This window comes from Alloiococcus sp. CFN-8, assembly GCF_049943125.1.
Classification (GTDB): Bacteria; Bacillota; Clostridia; order Clostridiales; family Clostridiaceae; genus JAEXZL01.
In genome coordinates this window covers 806,843-828,992 of record NZ_CP188040.1, presented here as the reverse complement: position 1 = coordinate 828,992, position 22,150 = coordinate 806,843, and the positions used below count along the sequence as shown (strand labels likewise).

At 37.3% G+C, this 22,150-nt stretch carries 17 protein-coding genes; 16 read left to right on the top strand and 1 reads right to left on the bottom strand.

Going from position 1 to position 22,150, the window contains the following annotated elements; all coding sequences use genetic code 11:
- Window positions 1-52: 52 nt before the first annotated feature.
- The 4 genes from ACPWSR_RS03655 (at window position 53) to ACPWSR_RS03640 (ending at window position 4,824) form a co-directional block, all read left to right on the top strand.
- The gene (locus tag ACPWSR_RS03655; RefSeq protein ID WP_426350347.1) at window positions 53-892 is read left to right on the top strand and encodes an extracellular solute-binding protein; all 840 of its coding nucleotides are present in this window, start codon (window positions 53-55) and stop codon (window positions 890-892) included.
- Window positions 885-2,576: a sensor histidine kinase gene (locus ACPWSR_RS03650; RefSeq protein WP_426350346.1), complete on the top strand. Its 1,692-nt coding sequence runs from the start codon at window positions 885-887 to the stop codon at window positions 2,574-2,576. Before ACPWSR_RS03655 ends, ACPWSR_RS03650 begins: the two co-directional genes overlap by 8 nt.
- On the top strand, window positions 2,573-3,328 hold the full coding sequence (locus ACPWSR_RS03645) for a response regulator transcription factor (RefSeq protein ID WP_426350345.1): 756 nt from the start codon (window positions 2,573-2,575) through the stop codon (window positions 3,326-3,328). Before ACPWSR_RS03650 ends, ACPWSR_RS03645 begins: the two co-directional genes overlap by 4 nt.
- Before the next feature lie 131 nt (window positions 3,329-3,459).
- Window positions 3,460-4,824, top strand: coding sequence for an FAD-dependent oxidoreductase (locus ACPWSR_RS03640; protein WP_426350344.1), 1,365 nt, complete (start codon window positions 3,460-3,462; stop codon window positions 4,822-4,824).
- Window positions 4,825-4,917: 93 nt separating this feature from the next.
- On the opposite strand, the gene ACPWSR_RS03635 is transcribed toward ACPWSR_RS03640, so the two are convergent.
- Window positions 4,918-5,454 (bottom strand): GNAT family N-acetyltransferase, encoded by a 537-nt coding sequence (locus ACPWSR_RS03635; protein ID WP_426350343.1) that lies wholly within the window; start codon window positions 5,452-5,454, stop codon window positions 4,918-4,920.
- A gap of 308 nt (window positions 5,455-5,762) precedes the next feature.
- Between ACPWSR_RS03635 and ACPWSR_RS03630 the strand changes: the two genes are divergently transcribed.
- From ACPWSR_RS03630 to ACPWSR_RS03575, 12 genes are all read left to right on the top strand, one after another.
- On the top strand, window positions 5,763-6,845 hold the full coding sequence (locus ACPWSR_RS03630; protein ID WP_426350342.1) for a winged helix-turn-helix domain-containing protein: 1,083 nt from the start codon (window positions 5,763-5,765) through the stop codon (window positions 6,843-6,845).
- A gap of 14 nt (window positions 6,846-6,859) precedes the next feature.
- The gene (locus ACPWSR_RS03625) at window positions 6,860-7,555 is read left to right on the top strand and encodes a hypothetical protein (RefSeq protein WP_426350341.1); all 696 of its coding nucleotides are present in this window, start codon (window positions 6,860-6,862) and stop codon (window positions 7,553-7,555) included.
- Between the two features lie 82 nt (window positions 7,556-7,637).
- Window positions 7,638-8,891 carry a hypothetical protein gene (locus ACPWSR_RS03620; protein ID WP_426350340.1) on the top strand — a complete coding sequence of 418 codons (1,254 nt, stop codon included), beginning with the start codon at window positions 7,638-7,640 and terminating at the stop codon, window positions 8,889-8,891.
- Window positions 8,892-8,983: 92 nt separating this feature from the next.
- Window positions 8,984-11,137, top strand: coding sequence for a hydantoinase/oxoprolinase family protein (locus tag ACPWSR_RS03615; RefSeq protein ID WP_426350339.1), 2,154 nt, complete (start codon window positions 8,984-8,986; stop codon window positions 11,135-11,137).
- Between the two features lie 9 nt (window positions 11,138-11,146).
- A complete protein-coding gene (locus ACPWSR_RS03610; protein ID WP_426350338.1) occupies window positions 11,147-11,713 on the top strand; it encodes a hypothetical protein in 567 nt (188 codons plus the stop codon).
- Window positions 11,714-11,842: 129 nt separating this feature from the next.
- Window positions 11,843-14,050, top strand: a complete 2,208-nt coding sequence (locus ACPWSR_RS03605) for an FAD-dependent oxidoreductase (RefSeq protein WP_426350337.1) — start codon at window positions 11,843-11,845, stop codon at window positions 14,048-14,050.
- Window positions 14,047-14,706, top strand: coding sequence for an NADH-ubiquinone oxidoreductase-F iron-sulfur binding region domain-containing protein (locus ACPWSR_RS03600; protein ID WP_426350336.1), 660 nt, complete (start codon window positions 14,047-14,049; stop codon window positions 14,704-14,706). Before ACPWSR_RS03605 ends, ACPWSR_RS03600 begins: the two co-directional genes overlap by 4 nt.
- A gap of 25 nt (window positions 14,707-14,731) precedes the next feature.
- Window positions 14,732-16,252 (top strand): FAD-dependent oxidoreductase, encoded by a 1,521-nt coding sequence (locus ACPWSR_RS03595; RefSeq protein ID WP_426350335.1) that lies wholly within the window; start codon window positions 14,732-14,734, stop codon window positions 16,250-16,252.
- A 45-nt stretch (window positions 16,253-16,297) separates the two neighbouring features.
- Window positions 16,298-17,590: an MFS transporter gene (locus tag ACPWSR_RS03590; protein WP_426350334.1), complete on the top strand. Its 1,293-nt coding sequence runs from the start codon at window positions 16,298-16,300 to the stop codon at window positions 17,588-17,590.
- Window positions 17,591-17,762: 172 nt separating this feature from the next.
- The gene (locus ACPWSR_RS03585) at window positions 17,763-18,749 is read left to right on the top strand and encodes a hypothetical protein (protein WP_426350333.1); all 987 of its coding nucleotides are present in this window, start codon (window positions 17,763-17,765) and stop codon (window positions 18,747-18,749) included.
- Between the two features lie 62 nt (window positions 18,750-18,811).
- The gene (locus tag ACPWSR_RS03580; protein WP_426350332.1) at window positions 18,812-20,731 is read left to right on the top strand and encodes an FAD-dependent oxidoreductase; all 1,920 of its coding nucleotides are present in this window, start codon (window positions 18,812-18,814) and stop codon (window positions 20,729-20,731) included.
- Window positions 20,732-20,753: 22 nt separating this feature from the next.
- Window positions 20,754-22,058: an MFS transporter gene (locus tag ACPWSR_RS03575; protein ID WP_426350331.1), complete on the top strand. Its 1,305-nt coding sequence runs from the start codon at window positions 20,754-20,756 to the stop codon at window positions 22,056-22,058.
- Window positions 22,059-22,150 lie beyond the last annotated feature (92 nt).

Below are 22,150 nucleotides of genomic sequence, written 5' to 3'. Positions count from 1 at the left end.
AGAAAAAACTATAAATGATACAATTAACTAATAATAAAATCAAGGAGCTTTTATGAGAAAAATAGTACTTGTGTTTATTCAGATATTTATACTGATATTTACTGCAGGCTGTGAAGCTTATGATTATTCAGAGCTTCGGAGGGAAGCGACTTTAGTTGTATATACCCCTCTAGATAAAAGTATATATGGTCCGATAATAAAGGAATATGAGAAACGAATGAATATTAATGTAGAGGTTCATGAAAAGACCCAGGAAGAGCTATCTATAATGGCAAAAGAGGATAAAGCTTTTTCCTGTGATTTTATTTTAGGGGTTACGGAAGGTTTCCTTAAGGATAATGAGGAAGATTTCCAAGCTGTTGAGTATTTTTCTTATTATTCTATGGTTATCTTTTATAATACGGAGGTTGTTTCCTATAAAGAGGCACCAGTGAGCTTTGATAGTCTGATTCACGGACAGTGGAAGGATAAAATTGCCTTTTTAGATCCTAAAGCATCTGCAATTTATAGTGAGGTGATTACCTTTGGTGAAAGCATCTCTAAAGTAAAGGATTACATAGGGGATATCAAAGTAAATATTGAGAATAAATACCTTTCATCTATTGATGAAATCTCTCAAGAGGTTGCACTAGGGGATTATTATATTGGGGTAGTAACTCAGGATAAAGCCAATGAATTAATAATGGCGGAGGAGAATATAGCCTATATTTCTTCCGCTGGAAGTAGCTGTACCATATATGATCTTGCTGTAATTCCTAAGGATACAAAAAGTCTCCAGGCTGCTAAGAGGTTTATGAACTTTATTCTCAGCGAGGATGTGCAGGAATTTATGGGAAATTATTTGTACTGTAAGCCTGCAGATAAAAGCTTCGGAGGAGATAGAAATGAATAAGCTATTTAATTCCTTATCCTTTAAGAAGCAGATATTCTATGGACTTATTTTAGTAGCAATTATTCCTTTAATATTTTCTAGTGTTTTAATAACAAATGTATATAAACTGGCTTTAAATAATAGGATGAAGGCAGAAGGAGATAGACAAGCTGAAGAAATTACCATGAGGCTACAGGAATTTATTGAAGGCTCTATTAAGATCTGTGATATTTTGTGTGAGGATGATATTACAGCTAAGGCTTTAATCAGAAGAACCTATTCGGAATATCAGCAGGTGCTTTATACTACTCTTTATGAGGAAAGTAATTCCTTTATGATAACTCCAAGCTTTGGAATATATGATGCTGGTGGTCAGCTTTATTATAGTAATGATATTAATGTAGCAGAGGATAGGCTGCCTGTTAACTGGGGTCTTCTTAGGGAAAGTCATGTTAATTCAGATTCATATTACACCATATCTTCATCAGAGCCTTATATTGCTGAGGGGGTAGTTCTTCAGAGTGCTTATAGGGTAAGAAACTCTAATGGTATACTCCTTGGATATATTGTAATGGGATTTACTGAGGAAAACTTAAGGCATATATTCTCAGATATATTTCCTTCAGGAGATGCAGTTCTTATCACCGATTCCTTTAATAATTTAATTTATTCCTCTGATAAAAGATTTGGCCAGCCTTCTATAGATGCACTGATTAGTGGAAAGGCACCAGAAAATCATAGGTATTCTTGGGAGAAGGAAGAAAAAAGTGGTTTTTATGTAGTGATTCAGAAGGAGGTGGATGATTACATAGGAACTATTGAAATAGTGAAAAGCATAACTATAGTACTATCTGTAACCAGCTTATTATTATGTATAGTTATTTCTATGAAGCTTACAAAAGAGCTATGGCAGCCTATAAATCAGTTAAATGAAGCTATGAATAAGGTAAGGGGCGGAGATTTAGAGGTAAAGCTTATAACTGCTAAAACCAACGAGCTAGGAAATGTGATTAATAATTTTAATTCTATGACTGAGGAATTGAGAATCCACATGGATAATAAGCTGGAAAAACAGAAGGAGCTAAACAGTATTCAGCTAAGACTTCTACAAAGCCAGCTAAATCCTCATTTTTTATATAATACCCTTGACAGCATAAAATGGGGAGCAAAGATAAACCATTTGGATAACCTGGCAGAAATGATTGATAATCTAGGGATTATACTAAGAAAGAGTATTATAAGTGATGAGTTTATCTCTTTAAAAAAGGAAATGGAGATAGTAGAGAGCTATCTAGAGATTCAGAGGCTGAGGACGAGCAGATGGTTTACATATGAAATTGAGCTTCCAGAGGTCTTAAGTAGCTACCTTGTTCCTAAACTGATTCTTCAGCCAATTGTGGAGAATGCTATTATCCATGGGATTGGAGATATGGAGGAGGGAACTATTAGTATATATGCTGAGAAGCTTGGTGGTGATTTATCTATTTCTGTAACAGACAATGGAAAAGGAATGGACAAAGATACTTTGCTGTGGTTTTCAGAGGGGGATTTTAAGCAAAAGGAAGGGCACTTTGGACTTTATAATGTCAATAAAATTATCAAGCTACATTTTGGAAATAGCTATGGTATTTCAGTTTCAATAGAAGAAGGTATAGGTACAACTATATCTGTTCTACTGCCGATTAAGGAGGAAGATGCGCAGTGAAGAAAGTTATGATTATTGAGGATGAAAGACTAGTGAGGCATGGGGTTATTAAAACCATTGATTGGGAAGAACTGGGGTGTACAATAATTGGGGAAGCTGAGGATGGTGAGCAGGGACTTGACCTTATAAGAGAGCTGAGCCCTGACCTAATCATTACGGATATTAAGATGCCTAAGCTGGATGGTGTTTCTATGCTGAAAAAGCTTAGAGAGGAGGCTATTGATACTCCTGTGATACTTTTGTCTGCTTATAATGACTTTAAATATGCTCAGGCAGCATTGAGGCTAAAAGCATCAGACTATATACTGAAGCCAGTTAAGGAAGAGGAGCTTAAGGAGGCTATAAGAAAGCTGTTCCATCAGGAGGAGACTGCTGAGCTTGTTAATCCTCCAGGCTTGGATTTTTACCCTAATAAGAATATATCCAATAAGTATGTACTTCAGGCGATAAAATATATAAAGTTCCACTACAAAGAAGATATATCTATAAGTACCGTTGCAGCTTTTTTAGAAATCAGTGATGGTCATCTAAGCCGTGCCTTTAAGAAGGAAACCTCTTATACCTTTACAAGCTATCTCACCTATTATCGTATACAGATGGCATGCATACTCCTGAAGGATTGTAGGGTAAAGGTATATGAAATAGCAGCCAAGGTTGGTTATTCTGATACTGCTTATTTTAGTACTTTGTTCAAGAAGTTAATGGGAGTATCTCCTTCGGAGTATAACCTAATCACAAATAAACACGAATGATTTTCTCAGTCTATGGTGCCATCCACCTGACGGAATACGACATATATATTTAAAAGACTCCTTAAAGAATACCTTTCCAAAAAAGTCTATTTAAGTTAGAATAAGGCTATTAACTATAGGAGGTAGTCACGATGTTAAAGAAAAAGTATGATGTTGTAGTAATTGGAGGAGGAGTTTCAGGATGTATAGCAGCAATAGCCTCAGCTAGGGCTGGAGCTTCTACCTTAGTAGTGGAGAGATATGGTTTTCTAGGTGGAATGCTTACGGCTGCAGGGGTTGGTCCTATGATGACCTTTCATGCAGGAGATAAGCAGGTAGTAAGGGGGATTCCTGATGAGCTTATAGAGACTCTTAAGGAAATGGGTGCAAGCCCTGGACATATTACTGATACCATAGGTTATGCCTCCTCTCTTACCCCCTTTGATACAGAGGCAATGAAGTATGTAATTGAGCATAAGCATATAGAGGCTGGTGGAGAAATGCTTTATCACAGCATATTCACTGGCTGTACTGTTATAGATAATAAGCTAAAATCTGTACAATTGTGGACAAAGGCAGGATTTATGGATATAGAAGCAGATGTCTTTGTAGATGCTACAGGAGATGGAGATGTTTCCGTAAGGGCTGGAGTTCCTTATGAGTATGGAAGAAAGCTTGACGGCTTAGCTCAGCCTATGACCATGAAGGCAAGGATTGGTAATGTTGATCTTTCTAAGGTTAAGGAATATATGAAGAATAACCCTGAAGAATTTCTGGCATTAGATTGGGAGACAATACAGAAAACACCTAGACTTTCTGTTTCAGGCTTTTACAGCAAGCTAAATGAAGCAAAGCAAAACGGAGATTTTACCTATCCTAGAGATAAGGTGCTATTCTTCCAGAATAATAATCCCAATGAAGTTATTCTAAATATGACAAGGATTCTTAAGCTCAATGCAACAGACAGCTATGACCTTACCTTAGGAGAAATAGAGGGAAGAAAACAAGTAAAGGAATCAGTGGCTTTCTTAAGAAAGTACATTCCAGGCTTTGAAGAATGCTATCTTGTATCCACCGGTCCGCAAATTGGAATAAGGGAAACAAGAAGAATCAAAGGAGTATACACTCTAACAGCAGAGGAAATGATGAAAAATGTGATGTTCCCAGATGCCATAGCCATGGGAGGCTATCCTTTTGATATCCATTCCCCAGATGGTGCCTCTAATGATGATAAGTTCCTAAAGCCAGGTACATATTATTCAATACCTTATAGAATTATGGTTAATAATGAGGTGGAAAATCTTATTACCACTGGTAGATGTGTAAGTGCTGAGCATGAGGCTGCTAGCTCTTTAAGGGTAAGTCCAATAGCAATGGCCTTAGGACATGCTGCTGGAGTAGCTGCTGCTGTAACAGCAAAAGAAAAGAAGGCTGCAAAGGATATCTCCATGGAGGAGGTAAGACGTATTTTATTAGAGCAGGGTGCTTTCTTAACTCCCATGGTTGAAGATAAATAATAAATATAAATAGCAAGCTAAAATGATATAAAAAAAGAGAGCCGCGACTTAAACTCCATCTGGAGAAATAGCCGTGGCTTTTTTCCTTATTTTCTATTTCATCTTCTTTTCAAAGCGCAGAAAATAATCTCCACCTGGAATTTCTTCATTCTGAGCCTCCATTGAAGTATGATTTGGCATTGGATGGTGTGGATTGAAAAACTCTACAATGTGAAATCCGCATTTATTCACATAGAAATGAATGTTTCTTTTTTCAAAGTAGGGTGTATGTGTTATCCAGACTTCTGTTTCTGGGTGAAGCTCCTCGATTGCCTTCCATGCAGCAACACCCACACCCTTGCTATGACAGTCTACATTCACGAAGAGCAATAGAAGCTCGTTTCTATTGGTATCAGGATGTACTGCAATCACAGCACCACCAACTACTTCGCCATTCTGAATAATGTTATAGCTTTCTGCACCCTTGGCTTCAAAGGATTGGATTATATCCTCTCGAGGGATGACCTCAGTTCCATCATCTCCAAATTCTTCTACTACTGCTTTTTTGAAGGCAGCTTGAATGTTAAGGATGAAGGCCTCCTTTTCACTTTCCTGCAATGGGGCTAGAGTAATTTTTGTTTCCTTTTTCATAAAAACCTCCTGTAAAAATAAAAATGCCCGACTACTACTTAGAAAGTAATAACCGAGCTCACTCGACATCTTTTCTGACAGGCGGCCTGCAAGCATTATACTTACGATCCCCTACACTACGGTGTACTGTCCTCCGATGACATTCTTTAATTTACAGGATAAATTTTAAATGAGATTTGTAATTTTGTCAATAATTAAATATTTAGAAAATAATGTTGACTGACCTTTACAAGAAATGGTATGCTTAGATTAACTTATTTCGGAGTTCGAAATAAGTCCTATAAACTTAATGAAGAAGTGTGATATTTATGAAAAAAACAACCCTTAAGGATATGAAAAAGAAAAATCTTCAGCTGGTTCTTAAGTGTATAGCTGAGGGAAATGGATTGTCCAGAACTGAGCTAGCGGAGGCTAGTGGATTAAGTGTAAGTACCATATCTACCCTCATCAGCGAGCTTTTGGAGGAAGGGATTATTTCTGAGATAGGTGAGGCTGCTTCCACGGGAGGAAGAAAACGAATACAGATTGCCTTTTCAGGAAGCTATGGCCTGATTGCTGTCTTTCATATCAAAAAGGATGGGGTATTTTTAAGAGCCTTTGATATGACTGTTAATGAAATCAGCAATATTAAGCTAGAGGATAAGCCACTTTATAGCAATGATTTACTCACTGTCATGGCCGAAGCTGTTAACGATTTCTTCTGTAAAGAGGATAAGTATTGCCATAGACTTGCAGGAGTTGGAATAGTTCTCCAGGATAACATGAATATAGATGATTTTGTTGTGACCTATTCTACGGGGGTATCCTCTGCAGCCATAACCCTAGAGGATGCAGTTAAGACTCAGTTCAAGGTGCCAGTAGTGATAGATTATTCCGCTGCCTATACCCTGACAGGTTTAAGCAGAGAAGAAGCACTTATGCAGGATGAAAATAAGCTGTTTCTGAGAATAGGAAAAACCATTCTTGCCAGTGTTGTAGTTAATCGTAAGCCTCTAGAGATTAATGGAGAGAAAATTATAGATTTAAGTCCATTATTCTTGCAGAAGGAAGAAAAGCCCTTAAGCTTCAGTAATAAGAATAATTCATCAGACAAGCACAACAATCCTAAGGAAGCAGCACTGATGAATAAGGTGGACATATACTCTAAGCAGGGAATTAAGCATTTAGCTCAGGTGTTAAAGCCAATATGTGTATTCTTTTCTATCAAATCCATCAGCTTTTCTGGTGAAGGGATAGGTAATAAAGAATTCTTAGAGGTCCTATCTAAAGCTTTTCAAAAGGAAAAAGCTCCTATGATAGTGCCTAAGCTTCAATATGAGGAAAGGCTAGACTCTGAGATTTATTATGATATAGCACTGAGACTGAGAAATAAAAAATTAAATTTAATCTAACAAGAGGAGGAAATATGACTAATTTTAAAGAGCAAATAATAAATAATAAATTTAGCCTAGTTGTTAGCTTGCCAGACAACAGAATTGACTTTGCAAGGGCTGCCATAGATGGGGGAGCACAGGCTATTAAGCTACATTTGAATCTTCTTCATAGAGCCAGTGGTAATAGCTTTGGTAATTTGGACAAGAACAAAGAATTTTTGAAAGAGCTGATAGATTTAGCAGGAGAGATACCAGTAGGAGTCGTTCCAGGAGCTCAGGATGCTTTTATTACAGAAGAGGAGCTTATAATACTTGAAGAAATGGGGATAGGATTTTTCTCCTCCTACATTCATCATCTACCACCATTTATGATGGATAGTAAAAGGCTTACAAAGATGGTTGCCATAGATAATAGCTATGATGCTGCTCTTATAAAAGCTATAAAGAGCTCTCCTATCGATGTGCTGGAAGGAAGCATAATTCCAGGAGAAAGCTATGGTACTCCCTTAAGCTATTCTGATCTATTAAGGTATGGCAGCCTAGCACTTGAATCGGGTAAGCCACTGCTGATACCTAGTCAGAAAAAGATAAAACCTAAAGAAGTTAAGTACCTCTATGACCATGGCTGCAAGGCTGTGATGATTGGTGCTGTAGTTACAGGAGGTGATGATGCAGAAAAGATTAAGAAAGCTACAGCAGAGTTTAGAAATGTCATAGAAGGGCTTTAATAAATATATAAAGAGGAAGGTGGAAGGGTAAATGTTACAAGGTGCACTTATTATCATATGTTTCTTAATTATAGCGGGTTTTATGATTACCAGAAAGATTCCAACACTTTTAGCGCTACCGTTATTAGCAGTAATAATTTGTATTATCGCAGGGGTTCCATTTATTGGGCAGGATGTTGAAGGAAATCAAGTAGGCTTCTTGCATACCGTTGTTGAAAGCGGTTCAGTGAGAATGGCATCAGCTTATATAGCTGTTATCTTTGGTGCTTGGCTTGGTCAGATAATGAACAAGACAGGTGTTACAGAAAATATTATAAAGATCTCTGCAGAGCTAGGAGGGGACAAGCCTCTTATAGTAACTCTAGTTATGGTAGCTGCAGTAGCTCTTTTATTTACTACCTTAAGCGGACTTGGTTCAGTAATAATGGTTGGAACTATAGTTCTTCCTATACTGATTTCTGTGGGACTACCTGCCATTAGCGCTGCCTGTATATTTTTGATGGCCTTTGCCATTGGGCTATGCTTTAACATGGCTAACTGGCAGACCTACTCAAGTATATTCGAGCTTTCAATAGCTAATATAAGGAGCTTTGAGATATATCTACTTGTAGCAACTGCGGTAGCAACCTTAGTCCTTATATTTGTAGAATTCAAGAAAAATGGAATAAAGTTTGCTTTTTCCGCTCCTGTAACAGAAGAGAAAAAGAACAATCAGTCCTTAAAGGGAGTAAGAGGAGTGCTAGCGATGGTAACTCCAGTAATTCCTATAGTTCTAGTAGCATTCTTAGAAATTCCTATAGTTCCAGCTTTTATAGCAGGTATATTATGGATATTATTATTCACCTCAAAGAGCTTCTCAAAGGCTATGAACCTCTTAACTCAAACCTGCTATAACGGTATCACCGATGCAGGTCCTGCAGTTATTCTAATGGTAGGAATAGGTATGCTGTACTTAGCAGTAACTAATCCTATGGTTAAAGAGGTTTTAAATCCATTCATGGTAGCTGTTACACCTAAGTCTGCAGTGGTTTATGTGATATTCTTCATAGCTTTAGCGCCGCTGGCACTCTATAGAGGACCTTTAAACCTATTTGGCTTAGGCTCAGGACTAGCTGCTCTTATGGCAGGGGTAGGAAGCTTAACACCACTGGCTGTTATGGCAGGCTTCCTAGCTGCTGAAAGAATCCAAGGTGTAGGTGACCCAACAAATACTCAAAATGTATGGACTGCAAACTTTGCAGAAGTAGATGTGAATACAATTACTAAAAAGCTTCTTCCATACTTATGGGTGGTTGCTGCAATAGGAGTTGTCTTAGGAGCTGTAAACTACTTCTAGAGAGAATTTATTTATATAACAAAGGAAAAAACTGTTGGTATCCAAGGCTTCTTGGATACCATCATATTATTTTATAGCGAGGAGAGAGGTACATGAAGGTAAGAATCGGAATAGACGTGGGAGGTACATTTACTGATGCCGTAGCTATTAATAATGATACCTATGAGCTAATTGCTACAGTAAAGGAGCCGACTACTCATAGAGCTAAAGAAGGAGTAGCAGCAGGAATAGTAAAGGTATTGAATAGAATAATGAAGGAAAATAATATAAAGGCTGAGGAGGTAATCTTCATAGCCCATGGTACCACCCAAGCTACCAATGCACTTTTAGAAGGAGACGTGGCTAAGGTAGGTATTGTTACTCTTGGAAAAGGTGTAGGTGGCATGAAGGCTAAGGGAGATACCACCATGGGGGACTTTGAGCTTTCTCCGGGAAAATATCTTCACTCTATTAATGAATATGTAAATATAGTGGAGGGGGAGGATATATCTGAAGGGGTAAAGCAGGGGGTAAAGGCTCTTATAGCAAATGGTGCTAAGAGCATCGTAGCTGCTGAGGCCTTTAGTGTAGATAATCCGGAAAATGAGGACAAGGTACTGGATATATGCTCTGAAGAAGGGATCCCCGGTACTGCCACTAAGGATATTTCAAAGCTCTATGGATTGAAGGTAAGAACTAGGACTGCTGTGGTAAATGCTAGTATTCTTCCTAAGATGCTGGACGCTGCTAATATGACTGAAGAAAGTATAAAAAAGGCTGATATCACAAGTCCTTTGATGGTTATGAGATGTGATGGAGGAGTAATGACCATCGATGAGGTTAGAAACAGACCGATATTAACTATTTTATCTGGACCTGCTGCAGGAGTTGCCGGTGCCTTGATGTATGAAAAGGTCACTGATGGTATTTTCTTCGAAGTAGGGGGAACCAGTACTGATATATCCTGTATAAAGGATGGAAAGGTAATGGTAAAATATGCTGAGGTAGGGGGTCATAAGACCTATCTAAACTCCCTGGATGTTAGAACTGTAGGTATCGGCGGAGGCAGCATGGTGCAGATTAAAAATGGAAAAGCTGTAGATGTAGGACCTAGAAGTGCTCATATAGCAGGACTGGACTATGAGGTTTATTCTTCTCCTGAGGATATAATAAATCCAAAGCTAGCTGTTATAAGCCCCATTGAATCGGATCCTGATTATGCCTATGTGGAATGTGAAAATGGAAAGAAGTTTACTCTCACCATGGCAGGAGCTGCAAATATCTGTGGCTATGTTAAGGAAGGGGATTATGCATACGGAAATAGAGAAGCGGCAATGAGAGCCTGGAAGCCTTTAGCTGATAATATGGGGATCACCGTAGAGGAAGCTGCTAAGAAGGTTTTAGATTATGCTGCCTTGAAGAATGGTAAGGTGGTTAAAGAATTAATCTCTGATTATAAGATGGATCCAAGAACTACTACCTTTATAGGTGGTGGAGGTGGTGCTTCTACCGTTGTACCTCATTTAGGGGAGAGCATGAATCACAAGTTTAAAATAGCTCAAAATGCACCAGTTATATCAACCATAGGTGTTGCCTTGGCAATGGTGAGAGATATGGTAGAGCGTACTGTTCTTAACCCTACAGAAGCTGATATCCTAAGCGTCCGAAGAGAAGCTGAGCTTCAAGCAGTAAAGAATGGAGCAGATCCTGCAACAATAGAAATTCAGGTGGAGGTTGACTCTCAGAGAAATCTTATAAGAGCCATTGCCGTTGGAGCCACTGAGCTAAGGAGCAAGGACCTTCTTAAGAAGAGGTTGACTGATGACGAGCTATTAGATATAGTAGCTTCTAATTTAAATGCTCCTAAGGAAAGTCTTTATATTGCAGCGACCAATGAAAGTATGAAGGCAGTAACCTATGAGAGAGTTGAGAAAAAGCTTTTCGGCTTAGTAAAAAAGAAAACTACTCCTGTTAATATAGTTGATGATGAAGGAATTATAAGGCTACAAAAGATCAATGGAATGGTGAGAGAAAGTAATAAAGCTGGCTGGAAGGGTACTCTTAATCATATATTAGAGGAGCTGACAGAATATAATGATGGTGGAGTTAACCTACCTAATGTATATGTAATATCCGGTAAGAGAATAATTGACCTAAGCGGACTTCAGAGCCCTGAGCAGCTGATATCTCTTGGAGATGTAGAGCTTAGCAGCTCTGGTGATAATGAAAAAATAATCTTAGTTGCAACAAAGCGCATAGATGGCTAGGAGGTTCCCATGGAAGGTTATAAATTTCCTTTTCCAGATAAAGCTCTAGCTTTAAAGGAGCTCAGCTACGACCCTTGCTATAAAAAAATAGATGAGCAAGCTATAGAGGCTATTACTGAAAGAGCCTGGAATACTGGGGAAGAGGCTGCAGAGGGGATATTTAAAAGGTTTAATGGAGAGAGTGATTTTTGGAAGATAATCGCTAAAAGTAAGCTACAATGCTTCAGAATAGATAAGGATTACGTCGTTGGTAATCAAAGATATTTCAGCGACTACCTCTCAGGGCAGGGAGTAATTAATCTCTACACAAAATCCGTTAGCCTCTGGGCTAAAGAAAATTCTCTCACTCAGGAAGAAGCAGAAAATCTTATATTGTCTCATGAATATTATCATTACTTAGAATGTAATGAAATAGGACTAACTTCAAAGCAATACCAGGTGCCTATGATATCTATAGGCAAGCTAAAGCTTGGACACACAGGAATTAGGGCATTGTCTGAGATAGGGGCTCATGCCTTTGCTAGGAAGTATTATGAGATGGTAAGGATGAATTTATGCGATACTATAATGAAATAAATAATTAATAGCTTTATTCCCAGAGATTATTAATAACTCTGGGAATTTTTATTAGTCTTTAAATTGGAGTTATTATTAATTTTATTCAATAAATGAGCCAAATACTATGCTTATAACGGATTACTGGATGTGTACTTTGCATTAGACAATAATTTAACGATAAACTATAATGATGTTAAATATGTAAATAAATGTATCGCTGATAAACTGCAGATTTATAAAAAGGAAATAGAATGGATGATGATAGTGTCTATGAAAAAAATCCTAGTGAAAGTTGATGATTATATAATTGAAGCTAATGAAGGGGAGAGTATTCTTGAAGCCGCATTGGAGGCGGGAATATATATTCCTCATCTTTGCTATCATCCTGATTTAAGTTCTCAGGGGGGCTGTAATCTCTGTGTAGTAGAAATTCAGGGCAAGGAAGGAAGATATAAGGCTTGCGAGACTAAAGCTGAAGAAGGGATGGTAATAAGGACAAAAACAGAAGGGCTTGACAAGCTTCGAATGGTGGCTTTAGAGCTGATGCTGGCAAGTCATCCTAAGGATTGCACTTCCTGTGATAAATATCTCAACTGCGAGTTACAGGCAATTATGCAGTATATGGGGGTTGCTCATTCAAGGATGAGAGAAATCTATAAAAATAATACTGATATATCTGTTTCTGACAATCTTATAAAAAAAGAAATGCAGCGCTGTATTCAGTGTGGAAGGTGCATTAGAGCCTGTAGAGAGCTGAGAGGAGTAGGAGTTCTTACTTTTAATAGTAGAGATGGAGAGACCTATGTAGGAACTGTAGAGGATAAACCACTCTTTGAAACGGATTGTAGATTATGTGGAGCCTGTGTAGAGGTTTGTCCTACAGGAGCTATACAGGATGTTAAGGGGATATTTCCTAAAAGCTCACCTAGAGCTATGGCCTTAATCCCTTGTAAAGACAAATGTCCAGCACACACAGATATACCTACCTATGTGAGATTGGTAAAAGAAGAGAAATACAGTGAAGCAGTGGCCGTAATAAGAGAGAAGCTTACATTTCCTCATTCTTTAGGTTACATATGTACTCATATCTGTGAATCAGGCTGTAAGAGAAGTTATGTTAATAGCCCCATAGCAATAAGAGAAATAAAAAAATTTGCTGTGGAAAATGATAAAAAAGAGAGCTGGAGAGAAGGTGCTTTTCATCATAGCTCCACGGGAAGAAGGGTAGCTGTTATAGGAGCAGGACCTTCGGGGATGACTTCTGCATACTATCTTGCAAAAAAAGGACATGAGGTAACTATTTTTGAAAGACAGCCTTTAGCAGGAGGGATGCTATCACATGGTATACCGAGGTACAGGCTTCCAAGAGAAATAGTTAATAAAGAAATCAGTACGATTCTAGCAGAGGGAATCACTTTAAAGACAGAAAGAAATATTAATTCTATAGAGGATATTAAAAAAGAAGGCTACGATGCCATACTTGTAGCTATAGGAGCACAGAAAGGAAAGAGACCAGCACCTTTTAATAGAAGCTTCTATAATGCCTATGATGCCGTTAATTTTTTAAGAGAAGAGGCTAAGGGAAGTAAGCCTTACCTGGGAGATACTGTTACAGTGTATGGAGGAGGCAATGTGGCCTTTGATTGTGCCAGGACTGCTAAGAGGCATGGAGCATCAATAGTTAGGGTACTTTGCCTGGAAGCAAGGGAGGATATGCTGGCAGATAAGGAAGAAATAGTTAGTGCTCTAGAAGAGGGGATTGAGATTTTAAATAGCAGATCTATTCGAGAGATAGAAGCAGAGGAGGGCAATATCAAAGCCTTAAAGGTTGTTTCTGTAACTAGTTTTAGTTTTGGATATAAAGGTCTTCAGATAGAGGCTGATGAAGCTTCTCTTAATTCATTAAATACTGACACAATGATTTTTGCTACAGGACAGGAGACTGATTTAGATGAGAGCTTCGGCTTGGAGCTCTATAGAGGTAGTTTTATAAAGGTAGATGAGAATATGGAAACTAGTGAATCAGGGATTTTTTCTACTGGTGATGTAGTATATGGAACAAAATCTGTGGTAGAAGCCATAGAATCAGGAAGGAAGGCAGCTAGGGCTATTGATAGATATCTTCAGGGGGATGGAGATATAGATGAAACACTCTATGATAGAGGAAAAAGCAATGGGAATATAGGAGTGATAAATGGGTTTTCCAGTCTTAACAGGATTGAGCCTTTTTGCTGCACGGAAGATAGTAAAAAGGAGTCAGTTAGATGTCTTCAATGTGATTTAAGACTAGACATTCAGAAGGTAAAATACTGGGTGGATCCTCACTACAAAAAAGTGAAGGAGGCTAATATATGATCTGTGAAAAGGAAAAGCTTATATTAAAGAATGATCAGATATTATCTATAGAAAAAGATGAAGGATGTCCTGTTGATGTCTCAAAAAGATTAATGGAAATAGCTATGAAGGAAGCCTGTGGTATTGATGTTTTTTGCAGGGAAGGAACTAGACAAGCCTATCAAATTATAAAGGATATTACTGAGGGAAGAGGGAGAAGTGGAGATGATGAATTGCTTTTAGAGCTTTTCACTATCATAAGTGAGCAGGCTGGTTGTGAGCTTACTAGAGCTTATGCTAGTAAATCCATTGAGTTCCTTAATAATAATCAGGAGGAATGGGATAAGCACATTAAAAGAAATAGGTGTACTACTCTTACCTGCAAGAGCTCCTTTACATTATATGTAGAGCCTAAATCCTGTACTGGATGTGGTCATTGCCTTGATATATGTCCTGAAAAAGCCATAACTGGAGGAAAGGAAATGATACATCTAATAGCTTCAGATATTTGCAGCAAATGTATGGCGTGTATAGGAGTATGTCCAGTAGGGGCAATTAATAAAGCTGGCATAGTAAAACCAAGGCTACCAGAAAGCCCTATTCCTGTAGGTACATTTATAGTGGAGAGTTCATCGGAGGAGGGGGAATCAAGAAGGAGACGTCGCCGAAGGGGTTAATAAAAATTTATTGGGGAGGGATATTATGAATAAAAAATTGATGGAAGCCGATGTGGTAGTTATTGGAGGAGGTGCATCTGGTATTACTGCAGCGGTAGCTGCAGCAGAAAAGGATTGTAGCGTTATCGTTCTTGAAAAGGGAAGCACCACAGGGGGAGCTGCTAATATGGGAATGGGTATTTTTGCAGTAGAATCCCATTATCAAAAAGCACAGCTGATAGATTTTACTAAGGAGGATGCTTTTAATCTTCTGATGAATTATACTCACTGGAGAGTTGATGCAAGACTTGTAAGAAAATATATAGAACAATCCAGTGACACTATAAATTGGATGGAAAGTATAGGAGTGGAATTTTTAGGCGCATATAAGTATTTTGAAAAGTCTACTCAAACCTGGCATGTAGTAAAAACTAAGGGTAGTAATGTACCTGCTGAAAGAGCTGCCTCTAATATGTTCCATGCCCTCACGGAAAGAGCTGAGGAGCTAGAAGTTGACATTGTGTATCATACTAAGGCTACAAAGCTTCTAGTGGAAGATGGACATGTTGCAGGAGTAGAATTTGTGGGAGAAGATGGAGAAAAAGGTCTCATAGAGTGTAATGCTGTTATAGTTGCTACCGGTGGTTTTGGAGATAATCCTAAAATGATTCAAGAATATCTTGGCTATCAATGGGGAAAGGATCTTCATTCCTTTAGAATTCCTGGAGTTGAAGGAGAAGGATTAAAGATGCTTTGGGAAGCTGGAGCACAGCGGACAGCACCAGTAATGGAGCTTACGTTCACGACACCAGGGGTTACAGATGTTTTCAAAACTCTTAGCGAAACCATGCGCCAGCCTAATTTAATGGTAAACCTAGATGGTAATAGATTTATCAATGAAGAGATTATGAATAATACGGTGTATACAGGAAATGCTATTTCTATTCAAAGAGAGAAAACAGCATTTACTCTCATTGATGATAGTATTATTGATACCTATAGAAGGACTGGCCTTGATTATGTTACAGTTCATCACAATATTAAGAACGTTGATAAATGGGACATGGAGTTAGAAAAATATTTTAAGGGGGAAAATATAGAGAGTTCAGGACTTAGTGATCTTCATAATGATATGCAGAAGACTCAAAGAAATATATTTGTAGCTGATTCTTTAGAAGAACTTTGTGAAAAAACAGGAATTAATATAGATAATTTGAAGAAAACCATAGAGGAATACAATGAGAGCTGTACATCAGAGGATAAATTCTTTTTTAAGAAGCATAAATATATGAAGCCTTTAAAAGGAAAGAAGTACTATGCTGCAAAACATTTCCCCGCAGGCTATGGAAGCCTTGGAGGAGTGAAAACTAATGATAAGCTAGAAGTTCTTGATTCAAGGGGGGTGAAGATTCCTGGGTTATATGCCTGTGGAACAGATGCCTGCAATATATATGGAGATAGCTACTGCTTCTTCATGCCTGGAAATACTATGAGCTTTGCTGTGAACAGTGGAAGAATGGCTGGATATAATGCCATAGAATATATGGACTCCGAAGAGTTTTTATAGAATCATTTAAAAGTTATGTTTATCTAAAATTTAGGAGGGAAAGAGATGTTTAAAAACAAGAAGTTCACTAGCTATTCATTGGTTTTTATGTTCCTAGGTGTACTTTATATGTTCTTTTTTTCAGGACTTCAGAATGATCATCTGAATATACTAACACCTTATCTTCAAGAGAATTATGGTTGGAGTGATTTAAAGATTACAAATCCTGTTACTGTGGCTGCAGTAGTAGTAATCGTTTTCTACCTGATAATTGGAACAGCCTTTGTAAAATACGGTGTTAAGAAGGTTTTAGTACCAAGTATAATTCTAATTGCTATAGGCTGTGGTGGTATAGCTATAGCTGGAGAAAATTATTCTATCTACTCTGTAAGTTTATTTATCGTTAGAACTATGGTTATACCTCTTCAAATGGGAGGCTTTATGCTGGCGGCTAATTGGTTTATTAAATATAGAGGAAGAGTATTAGGAGTTATTACTGTAGGTAGTCCTTTATTCTCAGTGGCAGGAATAGGAGTTCTTACTTCCATGGTTAGCAATATTGGAATGAAAAATTCTTACTTAACAATAGCAGGAATAATATTACTTGTTGGGATTCTAACAATGTTTTTTATTAAGGATACACCTGAGGAATTGGGACTTCATCCTGATGGTATGGATCATGCTCCATACTCAGAAGAAGATAGTAACAATGAAGATATATCATTAAAAAAGCTTTTAAGTGACTCTAGAGCATGGCAATTAATTATTTCTTATGGAATTTTACAATTCGTTATTACAGCAATGATGGCTTATATGGCTGTTAGATATATAAGCTTAAGTACTCCTGAAGATGTACCTAATCTATTTGTATCAAAGGCTTTATTATGGTTATCTATAGGAGCGGCTGGCGGAATACCTATGAGCTATGTTTTAGGTTGGATTGATGATAAGCTGGGATCCATTAAGGCCTCAATGGTTCTTAATATATTGTTCTTTCTTGCAGTAATCCCACTAGCTATAATGCCTGTAGGAGGAAGTACTCCATTGATGGCTCTATGGGCCTTTGGTGTAGCTTGCATGACAGGTGGAGTTCCAACGATGCATCCTTGCGTAACCTCTTATGTTTATGGTCGTAAGCTCTATATGTCTGCTAATAAGTGGATAATGACAATACAAGCAATACCTATGGCTTTTGCTCTTACTTTTATGGGCGCATTCAATAAAGCAGGGCAGCTTTCTACAGCATATTATATAATGATAGGAATGTTAGTAGTTTCTTTAATTACTATTATTACTATGAGAAATATACCTGATGCTAATGCAGCTGATAGAGACTATGGAAAGAGCGTATCAATGTAATTGGCAAAATACAACATTATTATCAAAAAATAAGAAGCTTATATAAATAGAAAATTAAAGTAATTAACAAAATAGGTGATTATAGGAAGCGGACAAGCATTAATTATGCTTGTTCGCTAATTTTCAAATGGAAATATTAAAGTAACATACTATCTTCCAGGAGGTTGTTTTCGTGGGATTGGAAAGAGAGGAAATAAAGGTAAAGGCTATATTTCAAATAGTTCAAGAGTACTTTTATGGAAAAATGTCTATAGAAGAGGCTAAATCTTTCATTTTTGGAGAAATGGCTTTTATTCGTCCTAAAGAATTTGCTGCTGTGAAGCTAGAGCTAAGAATATGGCTTGATAAAAATATATGGGATAAGGATTGTCTTTTGAGGCTATTTGAAGATTATCTTTCTCCTTCATATTCTTTTCTGGAGGAAGGGCATCCTTTGAAAATATATCAGGAGGAAAACAACAGAATTAGAGACTTCCTAGAAAAAGCAGATGAGCTACAAGAGAAAGAAGTAGCTTTAGAAGAATGGAAAGCTACCTTTAAACTTCTTGATAATTTTAATAAGCATTATAGAAGACAGCAGAAGAATTTTTATCCACTTCTTATACAATTGGAAATGAAAGAGGAGATAGAAAGAGTAAATGAGTTGGGAGATTGTATAATTAAAGAGATGAAGCTTAACTTAAATCTCTTATGTGAAGGAAATACTATAGAGTTTTTATATTATTTAAGAGAGCTACTTAATCGGATTACTAACTTTTTGACTTTTGAAGAAAGAGTATTGTTTTCTAAAGCTCTTAGTAAATTATCCAACTTAGATTTTCAGGAGCTAAGAAAAATAGACGATATTGAAGGATATATTCAGGGGTATATACCACTTCCCTATGGTGACAGGATGGATAAAGAACCTGTTAGAGAATATAAAAGAAATGAAGTATCCCGTGAGATATTAGATGGAAGAGATAATATAAAGAGTCTTTTTTACAAGTATCCAAAGCTTAAGAGAAGCTTTTATAGCATTCATGAGGATTTGATGGGGCTAAAGACTCCTATGGGGAGAGACCTGTTGAAAAATTCTACAATTGCTATGGTGGCAAAGAGTCTTGGATGGAAGGAAGAAGAGCTTATTAGAAAAATAAATCAACTTATTGAAAGTTATTAACATAAAAAGAAATAGAGAAAGATTAGTCAATATCATAGAGGAAAGAAAGGAGAAAATTGATTATGGATTTAATGTATCCAAAGCTTATGACGCCTATACGTGTTGGTAAGCATATTGTTAAAAATAGGATTATTGCTGCCCCTTGTACTTTGCATTCTGCTTCTAATGGTGAGCCCTATCCTAGCGAGGCTTCTATCAATTTTTTTGTTCAGAGAGCAAAAGCTGGAGCAGGAATAGTTGTTTGTGCGGGGGTAAAGCTTCTTCCAGTTACTGATGATGGAGAGCATGCTAGTTGGGATTTGTATAAGCATAACTCAAAACATAGAATAGCAGAGCTAGCAGAGCAAATTCATTTTTATGGAGCTAAGGCTTCTATGGAGCTTATAGGTATATTTGAAGAGGGATATGTTGCTAGTGAAGGAGGTCTTTTGATGGATGGAAGGACTCCTGGGAGGGAGATTCCTATAAGCGAAATGATGCGTTATAAAGAAGGATATATCCACTGTGCAGAAGAGCTTATGAATTTGGGTTTTGATGGAATTCTCCTTCATTTTGGACATAGTATCCCAATAGCTCAGTTTTTATCTCCTCTTACCAATAAACGTACTGATCAGTATGGCGGCACCTTTGAAAATCGAATGAGATATATAGTTGAAATATTGGAAGGAATAAGAGAAAAAGTTGGAGATAAGCTATTTATTGAAATTAGAATGTCAGCCAATGAATTTAAAGAAGGAGGCATAGATACTGAGGAAGGAATAAGAATTGCTGAAGTATTACAAAGGTACGCAGATATTGTACAAGCTAGCTGTGGTATGATTACCCCTGAAAATATGTGTAGAACTCATCCTTGTGACTTTCTTCCTCCAATGCCCAATGTACATTTGGCAGAGGACTTTAAGAAGTCAGGAAGAATAAACTCCTTTGTAACAGCCATAGGAGGTATTGGAAGCTTAGGAGATGCAGAAGAGATTATAGCTTCAGGGAAGGCTGACTTTGTAGCAATTTCTAGGGCTTTTATTGCAGATCCAGAACTTATACCAAAAGCAATGGAAGATAATGAAGAAGATATAGTCCCATGTATTAAATGTATGCGCTGTCATGATAGTACTGTATATGGTCATTTGTTTCAATGTTCTGTAAACCCAACTATAGGAATTGCTCATAAGTTAGATTCAATGATACCTTCAGTTAAAAAGGTGAAAAAGGTAGCGATAATAGGTGGGGGACCAGCAGGAATGAAGGCTGCACTAGTAGCTGCTTCAAGAGGCCATCTTGTTACATTATATGAAAAGTCTTCTACCTTAGGAGGAACATTAAGGTTTTCCAGTAGAGTTTCTTTTAAATATTCCTTGGCGAATTATAAGGATTATCTCATAAAGCAAATAGAGAAATCTAATGTAAATGTGCTTCTTAATACTAAGGCAGTTCCAGAGGAGATGGAAAGAGAAAACTATGATGTTATCATAGCAGCCATTGGTGCAGAACCATTTATTCCACCTATTGAGGGAATAGAGTATGGTTATCTTGCTACGGATATATATGGTGAAGAATTTAAGTTAGGGAAAAATGTGATTATTGTAGGTGGAGGCCAGGTTGGCTGTGAAACAGGACTACATTTATCTCGCAATGGAATTCAAGTAACAGTTCTAGAGATGAGAGATAGTCTTGCACCTGATGCATCGGCAACACATAGGGGAGACCTTATGGCTCAGCTTTCTTCCGAAAAGAATTTATCTACGATAACTGAGGCTAAATGTAAATCTATTCACCCTAATGGAGTAACCTATGAGAAGAACGGCAAGGTTCACTGTATAGAAGCAGATTCTATTGTTATAGCTGCTGGAATGGTGCCTAGAAGTAAGGAAGCAGATAATTTTATAGGAATAGCTCCTGTATATATTCCAATTGGAGACTGTGTAAAGGCTAGAACAGTAGAAATGGCCACAAGAGAAGGGTATTTTTCAGCAATTAATTTATAACACAGGATAGGAGAGGTTAATATTGAAGGGGAATAAGGTTAGATACAATTTTGGTAAACAAGGCACATTTATGATTGCCTATTCAGCGTTGCTTGTATACTTTATGACAGGACTTACTGTGGATGCACTTAATGTAATTGTGCCAGGATTTGCAGCACTAAAAGGATGGGATGCAGATCAGCTTTTATCCATAGCAACTCCAGCATCTATAATAGCGCTTATACTCACCTCCTTTTGGGGAGTAGCTATTAAGAAATTTGGATTGAAAAAGTCCACTACAATTGCACTCTTTGCTAGTGGAGTAAGTATATTTCTATTTGCTAAAAGTGCTAATATTTTGATGTATGGAATTATGGAAACCCTTATGATTACATTTATAAATTGTTTTTCTGTTATTGGCGGATATGCCATGATAGCTAACTGGTTTCCTAAAAAGAAGGGAATAGTTCTTGGGTTTACAACCATGGGAATGAATCTGGCTTCCGCAACAATACCAGGTCTTATTACCTTCTTTAGTAAAATAATCGATAAGAATGGGAATATAACTCATGCACTTATGGTGTTTGCCGTTATTTTTATACTAGTTGGAATTTTTAACACTATTTTTATAAAAGTAACACCAGAAGAAGCTGGATTATTGCCAGATAATGAGCCTTTAGTGGATAATATTGATGTTTCTAAAGAAAGTATTAAGGATAAAGCTAAAGGTTTCAGCTACTGGCAGGTTCTTAAAATGCCAAATATTTGGAAGATGGGTCTAGCCTATGGCTTTGCGGGGATGGGAACTGTAGGGATAATGTCTCAATTGATTCCTTATTTAGTTGGAAACAGAGGATTTAACCAATCACAAGCTATACTTACAATGTCAGTAGCAGCACTTATAGGGATTTTGGGTTCATATCTTTGGGGAGTGATTGATCAGAAGTGGGGAACAAAATTGGCATCACAATATTTTGGTATATGGTATGCATTAGGAATTGCTTTTCTTATAGCTCCTTTTGGAAAAGTTACTCTTTATATTGGAATATTTATAATAGGGATAGGTATAGGAGGAACAGGAAACTTTCCGCCTTCTATGACCACACTTTGCTATGGCAGAGCGTATTTTCCTATAGCTTTTAGTGTTGTTAATATGATTATGGGAGTTATTAGATCTGCTGCCTTTGTAGTTTTGGGAGTTGTTCGTGGAGCAACCAGTAGTACTGAGGCTGCTTATATAGTATTTTTAGTTCTTTCAATACTAAGTACAGTGACAATATCCTTCGTGAAAGATTGGAATCAAGAGACTGAAGAAGATAGCTATAGAGGTACAAGCCTTAACCCGTAAGGGCAATAAAACTAAGGTGTTAGAAAATGGTAAAATTTAAAATAGTACAAAACGCTATGATTTATAAAAAATCATAGCGTTTTTATATAAAT

Bases quoted from the DNA above. Each gene is read 5' to 3' on its own strand.
- ACPWSR_RS03580 (WP_426350332.1), top strand. From the start codon at position 18,812: ATGGATTTAATGTATCCAAAGCTTATGACGCCTATACGTGTTGGTAAG.
- ACPWSR_RS03615 (WP_426350339.1), top strand. From the start codon at position 8,984: ATGAAGGTAAGAATCGGAATAGACGTGGGAGGTACATTTACTGATGCC.
- ACPWSR_RS03635 (WP_426350343.1), bottom strand. From the start codon at position 5,454: ATGAAAAAGGAAACAAAAATTACTCTAGCCCCATTGCAGGAAAGTGAA.
- ACPWSR_RS03600 (WP_426350336.1), top strand. From the start codon at position 14,047: ATGATCTGTGAAAAGGAAAAGCTTATATTAAAGAATGATCAGATATTA.
- ACPWSR_RS03595 (WP_426350335.1), top strand. From the start codon at position 14,732: ATGAATAAAAAATTGATGGAAGCCGATGTGGTAGTTATTGGAGGAGGT.
- ACPWSR_RS03610 (WP_426350338.1), top strand. From the start codon at position 11,147: ATGGAAGGTTATAAATTTCCTTTTCCAGATAAAGCTCTAGCTTTAAAG.
- ACPWSR_RS03640 (WP_426350344.1), top strand. From the start codon at position 3,460: ATGTTAAAGAAAAAGTATGATGTTGTAGTAATTGGAGGAGGAGTTTCA.
- ACPWSR_RS03630 (WP_426350342.1), top strand. From the start codon at position 5,763: ATGAAAAAAACAACCCTTAAGGATATGAAAAAGAAAAATCTTCAGCTG.
- ACPWSR_RS03625 (WP_426350341.1), top strand. From the start codon at position 6,860: ATGACTAATTTTAAAGAGCAAATAATAAATAATAAATTTAGCCTAGTT.
- ACPWSR_RS03590 (WP_426350334.1), top strand. From the start codon at position 16,298: ATGTTTAAAAACAAGAAGTTCACTAGCTATTCATTGGTTTTTATGTTC.
- ACPWSR_RS03620 (WP_426350340.1), top strand. From the start codon at position 7,638: ATGATTACCAGAAAGATTCCAACACTTTTAGCGCTACCGTTATTAGCA.
- ACPWSR_RS03650 (WP_426350346.1), top strand. From the start codon at position 885: ATGAATAAGCTATTTAATTCCTTATCCTTTAAGAAGCAGATATTCTAT.
- ACPWSR_RS03655 (WP_426350347.1), top strand. From the start codon at position 53: ATGAGAAAAATAGTACTTGTGTTTATTCAGATATTTATACTGATATTT.